The organism is Streptomyces sp. NPDC021225 (assembly GCF_044332865.1).
In the GTDB taxonomy this organism is placed as follows: domain Bacteria; phylum Actinomycetota; class Actinomycetes; order Streptomycetales; family Streptomycetaceae; genus Streptomyces.
In genome coordinates this window covers 1,145,679-1,162,653 of the sequence record NZ_JBIRPV010000001.1, presented here as the reverse complement: position 1 = coordinate 1,162,653, position 16,975 = coordinate 1,145,679, and the positions used below count along the sequence as shown (strand labels likewise).

At 72.4% G+C, this 16,975-nt stretch carries 16 protein-coding genes; 10 read left to right on the top strand and 6 right to left on the bottom strand.

From position 1 onward, the window contains the following. Positions 1 to 3: 3 nt before the first annotated feature. Positions 4 to 273: a hypothetical protein gene (locus ACH4S9_RS05370; RefSeq protein WP_311730077.1), complete on the bottom strand. Its 270-nt coding sequence runs from the start codon at positions 271 to 273 to the stop codon at positions 4 to 6. Positions 274 to 343: 70 nt separating this feature from the next. Here ACH4S9_RS05370 and map point away from each other — a divergent pair, with 70 nt between their 5' ends. From map to ACH4S9_RS05345, 5 genes are all read left to right on the top strand, one after another. Next, positions 344 to 1,201 (top strand): type I methionyl aminopeptidase, encoded by an 858-nt coding sequence (gene map / locus ACH4S9_RS05365; RefSeq protein ID WP_311730078.1) that lies wholly within the window; start codon positions 344 to 346, stop codon positions 1,199 to 1,201. 157 nt (positions 1,202 to 1,358) lie between these two features. Beyond that, on the top strand, positions 1,359 to 2,486 hold the full coding sequence (efeO, locus tag ACH4S9_RS05360) for an iron uptake system protein EfeO (RefSeq protein WP_398369956.1): 1,128 nt from the start codon (positions 1,359 to 1,361) through the stop codon (positions 2,484 to 2,486). Positions 2,487 to 2,499: 13 nt separating this feature from the next. Beyond that, positions 2,500 to 3,777: an iron uptake transporter deferrochelatase/peroxidase subunit gene (efeB, locus tag ACH4S9_RS05355; RefSeq protein ID WP_398369955.1), complete on the top strand. Its 1,278-nt coding sequence runs from the start codon at positions 2,500 to 2,502 to the stop codon at positions 3,775 to 3,777. 17 nt (positions 3,778 to 3,794) lie between these two features. Further along, positions 3,795 to 4,781, top strand: a complete 987-nt coding sequence (efeU, locus tag ACH4S9_RS05350) for an iron uptake transporter permease EfeU (protein WP_311730081.1) — start codon at positions 3,795 to 3,797, stop codon at positions 4,779 to 4,781. Next, complete coding sequence (locus ACH4S9_RS05345) at positions 4,732 to 5,637, top strand: hypothetical protein (RefSeq protein ID WP_361193499.1); 906 nt, start codon at positions 4,732 to 4,734, stop codon at positions 5,635 to 5,637. Before efeU ends, ACH4S9_RS05345 begins: the two co-directional genes overlap by 50 nt. A gap of 61 nt (positions 5,638 to 5,698) precedes the next feature. Here ACH4S9_RS05345 and ACH4S9_RS05340 read toward each other — a convergent pair whose 3' ends face one another. Continuing rightward, positions 5,699 to 6,436 carry a bifunctional DNA primase/polymerase gene (locus ACH4S9_RS05340; protein ID WP_311730083.1) on the bottom strand — a complete coding sequence of 246 codons (738 nt, stop codon included), beginning with the start codon at positions 6,434 to 6,436 and terminating at the stop codon, positions 5,699 to 5,701. Positions 6,437 to 6,603: 167 nt separating this feature from the next. On the opposite strand from ACH4S9_RS05340, the gene ACH4S9_RS05335 reads away from it, so the two are divergent. Continuing rightward, positions 6,604 to 7,422, top strand: coding sequence for a glycerophosphodiester phosphodiesterase (locus ACH4S9_RS05335; RefSeq protein WP_361193494.1), 819 nt, complete (start codon positions 6,604 to 6,606; stop codon positions 7,420 to 7,422). A gap of 29 nt (positions 7,423 to 7,451) precedes the next feature. On the opposite strand, the gene ACH4S9_RS05330 is transcribed toward ACH4S9_RS05335, so the two are convergent. Continuing rightward, entirely contained in the window at positions 7,452 to 8,054 is a 603-nt protein-coding gene (locus tag ACH4S9_RS05330) for a TetR/AcrR family transcriptional regulator (protein WP_311730086.1), read from the bottom strand. A 177-nt stretch (positions 8,055 to 8,231) separates the two neighbouring features. Between ACH4S9_RS05330 and ddaH the strand changes: the two genes are divergently transcribed. Together ddaH and ACH4S9_RS05320 are read left to right on the top strand one after the other, a co-directional pair. Next, positions 8,232 to 9,029 carry a dimethylargininase gene (gene ddaH / locus ACH4S9_RS05325; RefSeq protein WP_352131775.1) on the top strand — a complete coding sequence of 266 codons (798 nt, stop codon included), beginning with the start codon at positions 8,232 to 8,234 and terminating at the stop codon, positions 9,027 to 9,029. Between the two features lie 465 nt (positions 9,030 to 9,494). Next, entirely contained in the window at positions 9,495 to 10,523 is a 1,029-nt protein-coding gene (locus tag ACH4S9_RS05320; RefSeq protein ID WP_385341585.1) for a small ribosomal subunit Rsm22 family protein, read from the top strand. Positions 10,524 to 10,530: 7 nt separating this feature from the next. Here the strand turns inward: ACH4S9_RS05320 and ACH4S9_RS05315 are convergent, their stop codons facing one another. Both ACH4S9_RS05315 and ACH4S9_RS05310 read right to left on the bottom strand, forming a co-directional pair. Next, positions 10,531 to 11,646 (bottom strand): serine hydrolase domain-containing protein, encoded by a 1,116-nt coding sequence (locus ACH4S9_RS05315; protein ID WP_398369951.1) that lies wholly within the window; start codon positions 11,644 to 11,646, stop codon positions 10,531 to 10,533. Next, entirely contained in the window at positions 11,613 to 12,923 is a 1,311-nt protein-coding gene (locus ACH4S9_RS05310; RefSeq protein ID WP_385341589.1) for a multidrug effflux MFS transporter, read from the bottom strand. The genes ACH4S9_RS05315 and ACH4S9_RS05310 overlap by 34 nt, the downstream gene beginning before the upstream one ends. 99 nt (positions 12,924 to 13,022) lie before the next feature. On the opposite strand from ACH4S9_RS05310, the gene ACH4S9_RS05305 reads away from it, so the two are divergent. Beyond that, the gene (locus tag ACH4S9_RS05305) at positions 13,023 to 14,009 is read left to right on the top strand and encodes a Gfo/Idh/MocA family protein (protein ID WP_398369948.1); all 987 of its coding nucleotides are present in this window, start codon (positions 13,023 to 13,025) and stop codon (positions 14,007 to 14,009) included. 91 nt (positions 14,010 to 14,100) lie between these two features. Here ACH4S9_RS05305 and ACH4S9_RS05300 read toward each other — a convergent pair whose 3' ends face one another. Beyond that, entirely contained in the window at positions 14,101 to 15,723 is a 1,623-nt protein-coding gene (locus ACH4S9_RS05300) for an alkaline phosphatase D family protein (protein WP_311722910.1), read from the bottom strand. Between the two features lie 258 nt (positions 15,724 to 15,981). On the opposite strand from ACH4S9_RS05300, the gene ACH4S9_RS05295 reads away from it, so the two are divergent. Then, positions 15,982 to 16,776, top strand: a complete 795-nt coding sequence (locus tag ACH4S9_RS05295; RefSeq protein WP_398369946.1) for an SDR family oxidoreductase — start codon at positions 15,982 to 15,984, stop codon at positions 16,774 to 16,776. Positions 16,777 to 16,975: the final 199 nt, after the last annotated feature.

Sequence of the window (16,975 nt, the reverse complement as noted above, 5' to 3'; positions counted from 1 at the left end):
CGGTCAGCCGCCGTCCCGCGCGCCCCCGCCGGGGGTGCCCCCGTCGCCCGTGGGCTCATCGCGTGTGGGCTCATCGCGCCACCGTGGGTCGGTCTCCCACTCGACGTTCCGCTCCGCGGCCAGCTCCATCGCGTGCTGGGCCTCGGTGCGGCTGGGGTACGGGCCCAGCCGGTCGGCCGCGCGGCACTCCGGGCCCTCCTCGACCTTCTGGTGCCTGATGCAGTAGTACCACTCGCCCGGCTTCCCCGCGGCCCGCTTCTTGAACAGCGCCATCGCCGTCTCCCGCCCTTCTCTCCCGGTCTTCCGCCATGCTGCCCGATGCGCCGCCGATACACTCGCTGACATGTCTGGCCAGTCGCTTCTTGTCCCGGGAAAGATCTCCCCCACCCGCCCGGTCCCCGCCTCGATCCCGCGCCCCGAGTACGTCGGCAAGGAGGGCCCGACCCCGTACACGGGGCCCGAGGTCCAGGACGCCGAGACGATCGAGCGCATGCGGATCGCGGGCGGGATCGCCGCGCGCGCGATGGCGGAGGCCGCGAGCCGGATCGCGCCGGGGGTCACCACGGACGAGCTGGACCGTGTGGCGCACGAGTATCTGTGCGACCACGGGGCCTACCCCTCGACGCTGGGCTACCGCGGCTTCCCCAAGTCGCTGTGCTCCTCGGTCAACGAGGTCATCTGCCACGGCATCCCGGACTCGACCGTGCTGCGCGACGGCGACATCGTGAACCTCGACGTGACCGCCTTCATCGGCGGGGTGCACGGCGACACCAACGCCACCTATCTGTGCGGCGAGGTGGGGGACGAGTCGCGGCTGCTGGTGGAGCGCACCCGGGAGTCGCTCAACCGCGCGATCAAGGCGGTCAAGCCGGGCCGCCGGATCAACATCATCGGCCGTGTCATCGAGTCGTACGCCAAGCGCTTCGACTACGGCGTGGTCCGCGACTTCACCGGCCACGGCATCAACTCGTCGTTCCACTCCGGATTGATCGTCCCGCACTACGACAGCCCGCATCACACCACCGAGATCAAGCCGGGGATGACCTTCACCATCGAGCCGATGCTGACGCTGGGCAGCTACGAGTACGACATGTGGGACGACGGCTGGACGGTCGTGACGAAGGACCGGAAGCGGACGGCGCAGTTCGAACACACGCTTGTGGTGACCGACACAGGCGCGGAGATTCTGACCCTCCCATAGGCGCGTATTGCCTAATTTTTACTCTTAGCTTACGGATCCTTGGGGCTGAGCTGGAGCTGGATAGGTAAGCCTCAGTTAAGTTAGGGCGGCCTATCCGGCCCCTGTCTCGACATGTCGCCATGTCGGCATGCTGCCCGATCTCGACTGGAGTCCGTTTATGAGAGCCGCCCGCTCCTCCGCCGTCACCGCCATCGCGGCGGTGGCCTCGCTGGCCGCCGTGTCCGGCTGCGCCGAGAAGTCCGACGCCAAGGGCTCCGACGCGATCCGGATCACGGCGTCCGACGACAAGTGCGAGGTGTCGAAGACCGAGTTCCCGGCCGGGCACGTCAAGCTCGCGGTGGAGAACAAGGGCTCCAAGGTCACCGAGGTGTATCTGTACGCGCCCGGCGACCGGATCGTCACCGAGCGGGAGAACATCGGCTCCGGGCTCAAGGCCAACATCACCGCCGAGGTCAAGGCGGGCACCTACGAGATCGCCTGCAAGCCCGGCATGAAGGGCCGCGGCATCCGGCAGAAGGTGACCGTGACCGGCGGCAAGGTCGCCAAGCGGAACCCGAAGCTGGACAGCGCGGTGGCCGACTACCGCACCTATGTCCAGGCGCAGGCCGACGAGACGCTGCCGAAGGCCCAGGCGTTCGCGGACGCGGTCAAGAAGGGTGACCTGGAGGCCGCGAAGAAGGCGTACGCGCCCTCGCGCGTCGGCTGGGAGCGCACCGAGCCGGTCGCCGAGTCCTTCGGGGACATCGACCCCAAGGTGGACATCCGCGAGGACGGCCTGGAGAAGGGCCAGAAGTGGACCGGCTGGCACCGGCTCGAGAAGTCCCTGTGGAAGGACAAGAAGATCACCGCCGAGGACAAGGCCCTCGCGGACCAGCTGATCAAGGACCTCAAGGACTGGCAGAAGCGGGTCGGCACCGCGGACATCACCCCCACCGGCATGGCCAACGGCGCCAAGGAACTCCTCGACGAGGTGCAGACCGGCAAGGTCACCGGCGAGGAGGAGCGCTACAGCCACACCGACCTGGTCGACTTCGAGGGCAATGTCGACGGCGCCGAGAAGTCGTACCAGCTGCTCAAGCCGGTGGCCGCCACGAACGCCCCGGCCCTGACCAAGGATCTGGACAAGCAGTTCGCGGCGGTGAAGAAGCTGCTCGACAAGTACCGCGAGGGCGACGGGTTCGTGTCGTACGACACCGTCGGCGAGCCCAAGCGCAAGGAGCTGTCGGACGCGGTCAACGCCCTGGCCGAGCCGCTGTCCCAGCTCGCCGCGGCCGTGGCGAAGTAAGGGCGCGCCGAGCATGACCGAACAGACCACGTCCTCGTCCCCGGAGACCCCCGCCCCCTCGCGCCGCGCGCTGCTCGGCTGGGGCGGCGCGGGCCTCGCGCTCGGCGCCGCCATGGGCGGCGGCACCGCCGCCGCGCTCGGCGGCTCCGGAGACGACGCCCAGCCGGTGGCCGACGGCGGGGCCGCGGTGCCCTTCCACGGCGCGCACCAGGCCGGGATCGCCACCGCCGTACAGGACCGGCTGCACTTCGCGGCCTTCGACGTCACCACCGACGACCGCGACGAGCTGGTCGCCCTCCTGAAGGAGTGGACGAAGGCGGCGGCCCGGATGACGCAGGGTCACGCGGTCGGCGGCGGCGCGGTCGGCGGGCTCGCCGAGGCCCCGCCGGACGACACCGGCGAGGCGCTGGGGCTCAAGCCGTCCCGGCTGACCCTCACCTTCGGCGTCGGGCCGACCCTCTTCAAGGACAAGAAGGGCAAGGACCGCTTCGGCCTCGCCGGGCGCCGCCCGGAGGCCCTGATCGACCTGCCCGCGTTCCCCGGGGACAACCTGGACGCGGCGCGCAGCGGCGGCGACCTGTGCGTCCAGGCCTGCGCGGACGACCCGCAGGTGGCGGTGCACGCGATCCGCAACCTGGCCCGTATCGGCATGGGCAAGGTCGCGATCCGCTGGTCGCAGCTGGGCTTCGGCAAGACGTCCTCGACGACGCCGGACGCGCAGACCCCGCGCAACATGATGGGGTTCAAGGACGGCACCCGGAACATCGCGGGCACCGACTCCGCGGCCCTGGACAAGCATGTGTGGGTGGGCGCCAAGGCCGGCCCCGAGTGGCTGGTCGGCGGCTCGTACCTGGTGGCCCGCCGCATCCGGATGCACATCGAGACCTGGGACCGCACCTCCCTCAAGGAGCAGGAGGAGGTCTTCGGGCGCACCAAGGGCGAGGGCGCGCCCATCGGCAGGCAGCGCGAGCACGACGAGCCGAACCTGAAGGCGATGCTGCCCACCGCGCATGTCCGGCTGGCCCACCCCGAGGCCAACGGCGGCGTACGGATCCTGCGCCGCGGCTACTCCTTCACCGACGGCACGGACGGCCTGGGGCGGCTGGACGCGGGGCTGTTCTTCCTCGCGTACCAGCGGGACGTACGGCAGGGGTTCGTACCGGTGCAGCAGCAACTGGCGCGCAACGACGCGCTCAACGAGTACATCCAGCACGTGGGTTCGGCGCTCTTCGCCGTCCCGCCGGGCGTCCGCGACGCGGGCGACTGGTGGGGCCGGGCGCTGTTCTCCTGAAGAGAAAGGCCAACCTCGTGTTCGGCAACTACCTGATCGGACTGCGCGAAGGGCTGGAAGCCAGCCTGGTCGTCTGCATCCTCGTCGCCTATCTGGTCAAGACCGACCGCCGCAAGGCGCTGCGGCCGGTCTGGCTGGGCATCGGCATCGCGGTCGCGCTGAGCCTGTCCTTCGGCGCGGCGCTTCAGTTCGGCTCGCAGGAGCTGACCTTCAAGGCCCAGGAGGCGCTCGGCGGCTCGCTGTCGATTCTCTCGGTCGGCCTGGTGACCTGGATGGTGTTCTGGATGCGGCGCACCGCCCGGCACTTGAAGTCCGAGCTACAGGGCAAGCTGGACGCGGCGCTGGCGATGGGCACCGGCGCGCTGGTGGTCACGGCCTTCATGGCGGTGGGCCGGGAGGGCCTGGAGACTGCGCTGTTCGTGTGGACGGCGGTGCAGGCGAGCAACGACGGCACGCCGCGGCCGCTGGTCGGGGTGGTGCTGGGGCTGCTCACCGCGGTGCTGCTTGGCTGGCTGTTCTACCGTGGGGCGCTGAAGATCAACCTGGCGAAGTTCTTCACCTGGACCGGCGCCATGCTGGTCGTCGTGGCGGCGGGCGTGCTCGCGTACGGCTTCCACGACCTCCAGGAGGCGGAGTTCGTCCCCGGCCTGCACAACCTGGCCTTCGACATCAGCACGACCATCCCGCCGGACTCCTGGTACGGCACCGTGCTCAAGGGCGTCTTCAACTTCCAGCCGGATCCGACCGTTCTTCAGGTATCGGTGTGGCTGCTGTATCTGGTCCCCACGCTCGCTTTCTTCCTGGTCCCCGGTAGGGTTGCGCCGTCCAAGGCAGTCCCGAAGGAGCCCACGCCTCATGACACCCACGTCACGCAGGTCACAGCGTCGGCAGAGCGCAGTTCCGACAGCCGCGGCAGCGGCGGTGGTGACGCTGGCGATGACGCTGACAGGGTGCATGACGGTGCACGGCGAGCGGGAGAACATCCCGTCCATCGCGAAGGATGAGGCGCCGAAGGCGCTGAAGCGGTTCACGGACACCTACAACAAGTCCTACCGCGAGCTGGATCCGGCGCTGGCGAACCAGGTGCAGACCGGCCCGCTGCTGGACATCAGCGCGGCCGACCTGAAGGCGCAGCACGCCGCGAAGCCCGACGGGAATCCCGCTTACCCGCCGCTGCGGCTCACCGACGCGCGATACGCCATCCCCAAGCAGGTCGGCTGGCCGAAGTTCTTCGTGGCGGACACCGAGAGCAACCGCGATGACAACCGCTGGCTGCTGGTCTTCACCCGGGGCGGCGCGGACCAGCCGTGGAAGGCCGCGTATCTGTCGATCCTCAGCCAGGACGAGGTACCGGACTTCCAGCTCGACAAGGACGGCTGGGCGAGGTCCGTGCCGGCCGAGGGGGTCACGCCGAAGCTGGCGACACGGCCGGACAAGCTCAGCGCCGAGTACACCGACTATCTGATGACCGGTGAGGGCGAGATCTTCGCGGACGGCCAGGCGACGTCGGGGCTGCGGACCTCGCGGAAGAAGTTCGTACGCACCCCGAAGTTCTGGACCGAGTACATCGACACGGCGGCGGAGGGCACCCGCTACGCCCCGGTGGGGCTGCGGCTGAGGGACGGCGGGGCGCTGGTCTTCTTCACCTCCCACCACCGGCAGAAGCAGACCATGGCCAAGGGCTACCGGCCCAACCCCACCCCGCAGATCAAGGCGCTGATGACCGGCGAGGCGAAGAGGTCGGTGACCTTGACCCGGGTGTCGGAGTCGGCGGTACGGGTCCCGGCGAAGGACGCGGCGGACCCGAAGGTGGTGTTCCTCAACCGGCTGGAGGGCGTGACCGCCGCGAAGGGCGAGTAGGACTCGCCCCGGTCGCCGTGCCGGCGAGTAGGACTCGCCCCGGTCGCCGGGCCGGCGGGCGTCAGCGTCCTATCGGCCAGGCGTGCGACTCGTGCTCATGCCCCTCGTCCGCGAACCGGGCGCAGGCGTCGGTCAGCGACTCCAGCAGCGACAGCGGGTCCGGCAGCGGCCGCTCCGGGCCCAGCAGCCAGGCCACCCGCCCGTCCCCCGGCAGCCGCGCGGGCGGCAGGAGCACATAGCTGCCCCGGCAGTGCCAGCGCAGCCCGGGGTGCTCGTCCATGGTCTCGGGGTGGCAGTCCAGCTCGCAGGGCCACCACTCGTCCTCGTCCTCCGGGGTGCCCCGGGTGGCCGTGAAGAAGAGCATCCGGTCCTGGTGCAGATCGGCGCTGGTGGTGGCGACGGGCCCGACCTCGATACCGGCCTCGCCGAGCCGCTCCAGGGCCAGCCGGCCGGCGGCCAACGGCACGTCCAGCACGTCATGGACGATCCCGGTGGCGGTGATGAAATTCGCCTCGGGGTCGCCCGCGAGCCAGCGCGCGACCTTCTCCGGGTCGGTGGTCGCCTGCGTCTGCCAGGCGAACGAGACGGGGTGCCGGGCCGGGGTCGGACAGCCGATGCGGTCGCAGGAACAGCCGTACCCGGAGGGGTGGGCGGCCGGCGCCAGCGGGAACCCGGCGGCGGCAGCGGCCATGAGCAGATCCTCGCGGGCGCCGGGCGCGCCCGCCCCCGTGCCCGTGTCGCCGCCCGCCCCGCTCCGCGGTCGGCGCAGCCACTGGGAAAACCTGCCCTTGCGTTCCATCTACCGCCTCGCTTCCCCGCCGGTGCCGCCGAATGCCCAGCCATTGCTGCCAATGCTGCCACCATCCTGCTCCCGAGGTGGCCGGTGTTCATATCCGGGGTGCCCGGACCCCACCTCTGGGTGCGGATATCAGGCATAACCGAACAGGCGCCCCTAGCGTTCCCTTTATGGTCACGAGGTCACTACTGACTGGTATAGCGGTCCTCGCCCTTTCGGTGCCGGCCGCCGTCCCCGCCCTCCCGACCGGGCGGCGCGGCGGGTCCCCGACCGCCGACACGCTCCCGACGATCACCTTCGTGGCACACCGCGGCGGGGCCCTGGAAGCGCCCGAGAACAGCATGTCCGGGCTGACCGCCGCGTTCGAGCGCGGTGCCGCCCAGGTCCTGGACTTCGACACCAGGATGCTGCGGGACGGCACGCTCGTGGTGTTCCACGACGCGACGCTGGACCGTACGACGTACTCGTCCGGCCCCGTGAGGTCGCTCACCGCCGCCCAGTGGCGCTCCGTACGGCTGCGCCCGGACCCGCGGCTGCCCGGGGCCTGGCGGCCCGAGGCGCCGCCGACCGTCGGCGAGGCGCTGGACCGCTTCGGCGGGCGCCGGGTGCTGACGGTGGAGGCGAAGGACCCCGACAGCCTGCCCCGCCTGGCCGCGATGATCCACGAGCGCGGGCTGACCCGCTCCGTCTTCGTCAACAGCAACCGCGTCGAGGTGGCGCGGCAGGTGCACCGGCTGGGGCTGCTGACGCAGCTGTGGCGCTCGGCCCCGCAGCTGCGCGAGGACCGTCCGGACGGGTGGCGGGGGTTCGTGGACCTGCTGGACGTGGACTACCGGGCGCGGCCGGAGGACCTGCGGCGGGCCGTACGCTCCGGCATCCGCCGGGTGTGGGCCCATACGGTGAACACGCCGGAGGCGCGGGACCGGATGCTGCGGCTGGGCTGCGGCGGCATCATCACGGACGCGCCGACGCTGCTGACGACGCCGTGACCTCACCTTTGTGGGTCACCTTTTGTGGGTCACCTTTTGAGGATCCCCCGCAGCGCCGTCTCGACCACCGCGTCCGCGTACTCGTGGGTGAGCGGGAGGGTGCGCAGCAGCCAGCGGTGGGTCAGCGGGCCGCACACCAGCTCGACGGCGACCCTCGGGTCGACGTCCCGCGCCACCTGCCCGGCGTCCTGGGCGGCCCGCAGCCGCTCGGCGAGCAGCCGCAGCGACGGCTCCAGGACCCGGTCCACGAAGTGCGCGCCCAGCTCGGGGTTCACCAGGCCCTCGGCGGTCAGCGCGCGGGCGGGCAGGTCGTACGCGGGCGCGTTCATCTCGTCGACGGCCGCCCGCAGCACCAGCTTGAGGTCCGCCTCCAGGTCCCCGGTGTCCGGCAGCGCGGCCCCGGCGCCCTCGGGCGCCTGCCCCCCAGCGGTGAAGGCGTCGAGCAGCACCGCGGCCTTGGAGGGCCACCAGCGGTAGATCGTCTGCTTGCCGACCCCGGCCCGGGACGCGATGGCCTCGATGGTGAGCCGGGGGTAGCCGAGTTCGCCGATGAGCTCCAGGGCGGCGTCGAGGATCGCCCGGCGGGAGCGTTCGCTGCGGCGGGCGGAGTCGGGCGCTGCTTTGTCGGCCATGGCCGACAACCTATCGACCCGGGAAACCATCCGAACGGCCCCTGCCCGGGGCGGGCACCGGGGCGCACCATGTGTCCAGGACCACGTACGACGATCCGTACGGGCCAGCATCCCCGTGAGGAGCCATCCTTGTCCTTGCGTAGCCCCGAGCGCCGCGCCACCGCGCGCCGCTATCTGATGTGCCCGCCGACCCACTTCAGGGTCACCTACTCCATCAACCCCTGGATGGACCCGGCCAAGCCCGTGGACCTCCCGCTCGCGCTCGCCCAATGGGAGGACCTGCGCGACCGCTACCGCTCCCTCGGCCACACCGTCGAGGTGCTCCGGCCCCGCCCCGACCTGCCCGACATGGTGTACGCGGCCAACGGCGCGACCGTCGTCGACGGCCGCGTCCTGGGCGCCCGCTTCGCCCATCCGGAGCGCACCGGCGAGGCGGCGGCCCACCTGGAGTGGTTCCGCGCCCACGGCTGGGCGGAGGTGCGCGAGCCCGAGCACGTCAACGAGGGCGAGGGCGACTTCGCCGTGACCGCGTCCTGGCTGCTGGCGGGCCGCGGCTTCCGCAGCAGCCCGCTCTCGCACCCCGAGGCGCAGGAGTTCTTCGGCCGCCCGGTGCTGGGCCTGGATCTCGTCGATCCGCGCTACTACCACCTGGACACGGCGCTGTGCGTGCTCGACGACACGACGGACACGGAGATCATGTACTACCCCGGCGCCTTCTCCCCGGGCAGCCGGGCCGTGCTCGGGCGGCTCTTCCCCGACGCGATCATCGCCACGGAGCGGGACGCCGCGGCCCTCGGCCTCAACGCGGTCAGCGACGGCCGCCATGTCCTGCTCCCGCAGGCGGCGGCCGGGCTCTTCGACCCGCTGCGCGAGCGGGGGTACGAGCCGATCGCGATGGACCTGAGCGAGCTGCTCAAGGGTGGGGGCAGCGTCAAGTGCTGCACGCAGGAGCTACGCGCCCGGGCGGCCGGCTAGGCCAGGCCTGGGGTGCTCTCCCCTACCCGCCCCTTCCCTCAACTGGGGCTCCGCCCCAGACCCCGGGGTCCAGGGGCGAAGCCCCACCCGGCGGCGGAGCCCCGCGCGGCGGAGCCGCATATGGACAGGGGCTCGACAGAGGCTCGGCAGGAGCCGGGAAGGGGCGGGGCAGTCTCCGCTGTGCGGCTCCGCCGCACGGGGACTCCGCCGTACGGGGGTCTGGGGGCGGAGCCCCCCCCACGCGGCGGAGCCGCACATCGGCAGGGGCCGGGAAGGGGCGGGGTGGGGTAGGGCCCGCCGCAGGCGTCAAGATCCGCGGACGGGGCCTGGGCGCCCGGCGGCCGCGCGGCGGTGCCGCGCCCTGGGCCGGCCGCCTGCCGGCCCGGCAGGCGGGCACGCCCGGGGGCGGACGCGGGCCGCCAGAGGCGGGCGGGGCGGCGCCCCGCGGCCGGTAGAATTTGGCGGATGCACGCCCCCGCCCCCGAGGCCGCCCGCACGGGCGAGACGCTGCGCGCCGCGCTCGCCGGTCTGCTCGACGGGCTGCCGCCCCGGCAGGCCGCCCAGGCCACGGGGCGGCTGATCGAGAACTACCGGGGGCGCACCCCGACCGACGCGCCCGTGTTGCGCGACCGGTCCGATGTCGTCGCCTACGCCGCGTACCGGATGCCCGCGACCTTCGAGGCCGTGCGCTCCGCGCTCGCCGCCTTCCGCGCGGCGGCGCCGGAGTGGACCCCGGCCACGCATGTCGACATCGGTGGCGGCACCGGCGCGGCCACCTGGGCGACCGCCGCGGCCTGGCCGGACGGCGCCCGCGCCACCACCGTCCTGGACTGGGCCGAGCCCGCGCTCGCCCTCGGCCAGGAGCTGGCCCGCGGCGCGGAGGCCAAGGCGCTGCGGGAGGCGCGCTGGCAGCGCCGGGCCATCGGCGACGGCCTGGCGCTCCCCGACGCGACCGACCTGGTCACCGTCTCCTATGTGCTGGGCGAGCTCACCGACGCCGACCGCCGCGCCGTCGTCGACGAGGCGGCCCGGGCCGCCTCGGCCGTCGTGCTGATCGAGCCCGGCACCCCGGACGGCTATCTGCGCATCCGCGAGGCGCGGGAGCGGCTGCTGGCGGCGGGGCTGCGGGTGCTGGCCCCGTGCCCGCACGGCGCGGAGTGCCCGATCGAACCGGGCACGGACTGGTGCCACTTCGCGGCCCGGGTCAGCCGGTCGTCGCTGCACCGGCAGGTGAAGGGCGGTTCGCTGCCGTACGAGGACGAGAAGTTCGCGTACGTCGCGGCGGCCCGCTTCCCCACCTCCCCCGCCACCCCCGCGGACGCCCGCGTCGTACGCCGCCCGCAGCTCCGCAAGGGCCAGGTGCTGCTCGACCTCTGCACCCCGGACGCGGGCCTGCGCCGCGAGACCGTCACCAAGCGCCAGGGCCCCCTCTATCGCGCGGCCCGCGACGCCGACTGGGGCGACGCCTGGCCCGCGGCGAACGACGGCGCCTGAGCCGCCCCTATTCCAGCGCCCGCGCCAGCGCCGTCCCCGCCGCAGCGCGCGGGGCGCTGTCGGCCGGGCGGCGGCGGGGGTGGACCGTGTTGGCCAGGAGGACCAGGAACGAGGACGTGGCGCGGTCGAGCACCAGGCTGGTGCCGGTGAAGCCGGTGTGGCCCGCCGCGCCCCGGCCGGCCAGCTCGCCCATGAACCAGGGCCGGTCGAGCTCGAACCCCAGCCCGGGCGGGGCCAGCATCAGGTCGACGGACTCCGGGCGCAGCACGGGTGGGCCCGTGCCGAGCAGGGCGCGGCACAGCAGGGTCAGGTCCGCGGCGGTGGAGAAGAGGCCCGCGTGGCCGGCGACGCCGCCCAGGGCGTAGGCGTTCTCGTCGTGGACGACGCCCCGCAGCATGCCGCGGTCGAGCTTGGCCCAGGGGCGCCGCTGGTCCTCGGTGGCGGCGATGCGGGGCAGCCAGGCGCGGGGCGGGCGGAAGCGGGTGGCGGTCATGTCGAGGGGGCCGGTGATGTCGTCGCGTACGAGGTGGTCGAGCGGGCGGCCGGCCACCCGCTCGACGACCCGCTGGAGCAGCAGGAAGTTGAGGTCGGAGTAGCGGCGGGCGGTGCCGGGCGGGGTGGTCGGGGGTTCGGCGCGCAGCCTGGCCAGCCGCTGTTCGTGCTCGTCGTAGTCGTACAGGGGGAGTTCGGGCAGCAGCCCGGAGGTGTGGGTGAGCAGCTGCCGCACGGTGATCCGGTGCTCGGCGGCGGCCGTGAACTCGGGGGCGTACGCGGCGACCCGGCCGTCCAGGTCGAGCTCGCCGCGCTCGACGCACCGCACGGCGACGATCGTGGTGAACAGCTTGGTGAGGGAGGCGAGGTCGAAGACGGTGTCCGGCTCCTGGCCCCGCCCGGCCCGCATCGGCACCCACCGCTCGCGTGGCAGCTCCACGCCGCGGTCCGTGGCCTCGTCGTACGCCGCGTACCGCACCGCCCAGCCGAAGGCCTCCTCGGCGAGGATCTCCGGGCCCTGCCCGGCGGCCACGACCACGCCGGCGCACCAGCGGCGCTCCCCTTCGGGAAGCGCCGCCACAGCTTGGATCAGCTCGTTCAGGTCGTTGTGCGCTGCTGCCACGGACGGCACAGTGCCACGAAGCAGACCACGGCCACCAGCGCACACACCAGCTGGACCACGGTCATCGGCACGGCCGTGTGCTCGCCCGCGATGCCCACCAGCGGGGAGGCGATCGCGCCGACGAGGAAGGAGGAGGTGCCCAGCAGCGCGGACGCGGAGCCGGCCGCGTGCTTGGTACGCATCAGCGCCTGGGTGTTGGTGTTGGGCATGACCAGGCCCATCGCGGACATCAGCACGAACAGCCCGGCGGCGATCGGTACGAGGCCGACGTCGCCGAAGACGCCGGTGGCCATCAGGCACAGCGCGACGGCCGACAGGGTGATCGCGGCGAGGCCGACGGCCAGGGCAGCGTCCAGGCTGACCCGCCCGGCCAGCACCTTGCCGTTGAGCTGTCCGATGCCGACCAGGCCGATCGAGTTGATCCCGAAGAGCAGGCTGAAGGTCTGCGGGGAGGCGCCGTAGATCTCCTGGACGACGAAGGCGGAGCCAGACACATAGGCGAACAGGGCGGCGAAGGCGAAGCTGCCCGCGAGCATGTAGCCGGTGAAGACGCGGTCGGCGAGCAGCCCGCGCATGGTGTGCAGCGCCTGGCCGACGCCGCCGCGGTGGCGCTGCTCGGGTGGCAGGGTCTCGTGCAGATAGCGCCAGACGACGAGGGTGAGCAGCACGCCGACGACGGTCAGCACGACGAAGACGCCGCGCCAGTCGGTGATGCGGAGGATCTGGCCGCCGAGGAGGGGGCCGGCGACGGGCGCGACACCGGAGATCAGCATGAGGGTGGAGAAGAAGCGGGCCATCTCGGCGCCGTCGTACAGGTCGCGGACGACCGCGCGGGAGATCACGATGCCCGCGGCCCCGGCGAGCCCCTGGAGCAGTCGGAAGGCGATCAGCAGCTCGACGCCCGGCGCGAAGGCGCAGATGGCGGTGGCGACGACGTAGATCACCATGCCGACGAGGAGGGGGCGGCGGCGCCCCCACTTGTCGCTCATGGGGCCCACGACCAGCTGGCCGAGCGCCATGCCCGCCAGACAGGCGGTGAGGGTGAGCTGGACGGTGGCGGCGGAGCTGCTCAGCGCGCCGGTGACCTCGGGCAGGGCCGGGAGGTACATGTCCATGGACAGCGGCGGGAGGGCGTTGAGCCCGCCGAGGACGAGGGTGACGATCAGACCGGCGCGGCGGGCGCTGCGCGGCGCGGGGCCGGGGGAAGGGGCGGCGGTGCGGGGGGTGGACTCGGGGAGGGATATGGATCTGTGGTCGGGGACGGTCGGGTGGCCTGACGGCGGCATTCAGCTCTCCGTGAGTTGTTGAGTCTTCTCTATGCTCTCAGCAATTCGTTGTGGTCATGACCGGCTTTTGTCCGGTGGGAGAGCGGAGTGGGCATGGGGATGGCCGAGAGTGTGCGGTGGGGGATTCTGGCGACGGGCGGGATCGCCGCGGCGTTCACGGCGGACCTGCTGGAGATGGCGGACGCCGAGGTGGTGGCTGTCGGCTCCCGCACCCAGGAGTCCGCCAAGCGTTTCGCCGAGCGGTTCGGGATACCGCGCGCGCACGGCAGTTGGGCGGAGCTCGCCGCCGACGAGGACGTGGACGTGGTGTACGTGGCCACCCCGCACTCGGCGCACCGCGAGGCGGCCGGGCTGTGCCTGGAGGCGGGGCGCGCGGTGCTGTGCGAGAAGCCGTTCACGCTCAATGTGCGGGAGGCCACCGAGCTGGTCGGGCTGGCGCGGGAACGTGGCCGCTTCCTGATGGAGGCGATGTGGACGTACTGCGACCCGGTCGTCCGGCGGATGGTCGAGCTGGTCCGCGACGGCGCGATCGGCGAGGTGCGGGCGGTGCAGGCGGACTTCGGGCTGGCCGGGCCGTTCGACCCCGGGCACCGGCTGCGCGACCCGGCGCAGGGCGGTGGCGCGCTGCTGGATCTGGGGGTGTACCCGGTGTCCTTCGCGCAGCTGCTGCTGGGCGAGCCCGACGATGTCCAGGCGCGGGCGCGGCTGACGCCGGAGGGCGTGGACGAGAACACCGGGATCCTGTTGGGCTGGGACAGCGGCGCGGTGGCGCTGCTGGGCTGCTCGCTCACCGCCGATACGCCGCAGACCGCCTCGGTGACCGGGTCGGCGGGCCGGATCGAGTTCCCGCGCGGCTTCTTCCACCCGGAGCGGTTCGTACTGCACCGGCCGGGGCGGGATCCGGAGGTGTTCGCGGCGCAGGGCGGCGCGCGCCGCTTCCAGCACGAGGCGGCGGAGGTGATGCGCGCTCTGCGGGCGGGCGAGACGGAGTCCCCGCTGGTGCCGCTGGACGGCAGCCTCGCGGTGATGCGCACGCTGGACGCGGCGCGCGAGCGGATCGGCGTGCGGTACCCCGGGGAGCGCTGAGCGGGTGAGTCCCGCGGGCGGCGGCACCGCCCGCGGGACTCGACCCTCATCCGGCCCGGTCCGGCCTCAGACCTCCTGGAGGCCGGGGGCCTCAGACCTCCTGGAGGCCGGGGTTGCCCGCCTCGCTGACGAAGGACGCGGCGGTGGTGACCGGCGCGCCCGGCGTGGTGACCGCGGGGACCGTCTTGTAGTCGGCCCGGGCCGCTTCGCCGTCCAGGGTGACCGTCACATAGCCGCGGCGGCCGTTGTAGAACTTCATGTGCGGGTTGGCCGCCATGTACGTGGCCCAGTTGGCGGGCTTGTCGGCGCCGTCCTTGCCGCTGGTGATGGAGGTGCCGACGAACTCCACGCCCAGGGTGCGGGACGCGGTGTCGTTGAAGTCCTTCTTGATGTCGAAGGCGTAGTGGACGTGGACATCGCCGGTGAGGACGACGAAGTTCTCGATCCCGGCCGCCTCGACGCCCGCGAGGATCCGCTCGCGGGAGGCGGGGTAGCCGTCCCAGGAGTCCATGCTCAGCTTGGAGGTGGCGGCGGTGGTGTTCTTCCGCTGCGAGAAGGTGACCTGCTGCGGGAGGACGTTCCAGGTGGCCTTGGAGCGCCGGAAGCCGTCGAGCAGCCAGCGCTCCTGGGCGGCGCCGGTGAGGGTGCGCGACGGGTCCTCGGACTCGGGCCCGGGGTACTGCCAGCCGTCCCCGTAGGCCTGGTTGGAGCGGTACTGGCGGGTGTCGAGGATGTCGAACTGGGCGAGCCTGCCGTAGTGGAAGCGGCGGTAGAGCCGCATGTCGGGGCCGTCGGGCCGCTGGGGCATGCGCAGCGGCATGTTCTCCCAGTACGCGCGGTAGGCGGCGGCCCGGCGGATCAGGAACTCCTCCGGCGGGGTCCCGTTCTCGTCGGTGTCGCCCGCGTAGTTGTTCTCGGTCTCGTGGTCGTCCCAGGTGACGTACCACGGGAAGGCGGCGTGCGCGGCCTGGAGGTCCTCGTCGGACTTGTAGAGGGCGTAGCGCAGCCGGTACTGGTCGAGGGTGACCGTCTCGGTGTTGAAGAGGGCGGGCAGGGTGCGGTCGGTGTACTTGCGCGCGCCGCCGACCGCGTTGACGGCGTACTCGTACTGGTAGTCGCCGACGTGGAAGACGGCGTCCAGGTCTTCGTCGGCCAGGTGGCCGAAGGCGGTGAAGTAGCCGTCGTGGTACGCCTGGCAGGAGACCAGGCCGAAGCGGCCCTCGCGGACGTGGGCGCCGGTGGCGGGGGCGGTGCGGGTGCGGCCGGCGGGGCTGGTGAAGTGGCCGGCGCGGAAGCGGTACCAGTAGACGCGGTCGGCGTCGAGGCCCCTGGCGTCGATGTGCACGGCGTAGTTGAACTCGGCGAAGGCACCGGTGGTGCCCCGGCGGACCACGCGTCTGAAGCGGTCGTCGTGGGCGATCTCCCAGTCGACGCGCACGAAGCCCTCATCGGGCAGCCCGCTGCCGGGCTCGTACGGGCGCGGGGCGAGCCTGGTCCACAGCACGACGGAGTCCGGCAGCGGGTCGCCGGAGGCCACGCCGAGGGTGAAGGGGTCCTCGGTGAGGGAGTGCGGGGTCCGCTCGGTGGCGTGGGCGCTGGGCAGGTTGGTGGTGAAGGCGATGGCCGCGGCGGCCCCGGTGACGGTGAGGAAGCGGCGGCGGCCCAGGCGCGCTGCCGCGGCTCGTATGGCCTGCTGATGCGGGTGGTGTGCCATCTTGGCTCTCCCCTGGCTCGTGGCGTCCGGCTGGTGGTGTCTCTCGTGGCTTCCGGCTGGTCGTGCCCGGCTGGTGGTGATGGGGGTGGCGTCTGGGGGGTGGCTTCAGAGGCATTGCACGGGCAGAGGGCGGCCCAGCGCTAGCCTGTACACGTCATTCAGATGTCGGACCGGTGAGTTCCGCATCGGGATGGGACGTTTGGCGCGATATGCCGCCGCCCCGTGGGGTGTTGACGCCGTGCCGTACGCTGCGGACCCATGAGCGAGAGCGGTGGCGCGGTGCGCGCGTCGGAGGCGTCGGTCACCTCGAAGGTCGCGGTGGTGACCGGCGCGGGGTCCGGCATCGGCCGGGCGGTGGCCCTCGAACTCGTCGACGCGGGCTGGTCGGTGGCCCTGGCCGGGCGCCGCCGGGAGGCCCTCGCGGAGACGGCACGGCTGGCGGGCCGGGAGGGGGCGGTGGCCGCGATACCCACCGATGTGGCCCGCCCGGAGCAGGTCGACGCGCTGTTCGCGGCGGTACGGGACCGCTTCGGCCGCCTCGATCTGCTGTTCAACAACGCGGGCGGGTTCGGTCCGCGGAATGTGCCGCTGGACGAGCTGAGCCATGAGGACTGGCAGGCGGTGGTGGACACCAATCTGACCGGCGCGTTCCTGTGCGCGCAGGCCGCGTTCCGCCTGATGCGCGGACAGGACCCCCAGGGCGGCCGGATCATCAACAACGGCTCGGTCTCGGCGCACGCGCCACGGCCGCGGAGCGTCGCCTACACGGCCACCAAGCACGCCGTGACCGGGCTGACCAAGTCCCTCTCGCTGGACGGGCGCCCGTACAACATTGCCTGCGGTCAGATCGACATCGGCAACGCGGCCACCGAGATGACGCAGCGGATGACCGCCGGTGTCCCGCAGGCGAACGGGGAGACCGCGGCCGAGCCGGTGATGGACGCCGCCGACGTGGCTCGTACGGTACGGCACATGGCATCGCTGCCACTGGAGGCGAACGTACAGTTCGCGACCGTGATGGCGACGGCGATGCCGTTCATCGGCCGGGGCTGACGGGCGAAAGTTCGTCACCACGCGTACTTATCCAGCCACTTGATCAGATAATGCGATCAAGTGCCGATTTCACCCCATAGGGTCATACGGAGTCGGCCGGCCATCGCCCCCCGGGGCGCCCCCTGGACTGTTCGCAGACACGTTCGTATGGCAAGGTCGTCTCCCACCCGCGCCGCCCACCATGCCGCTCACGACCGAA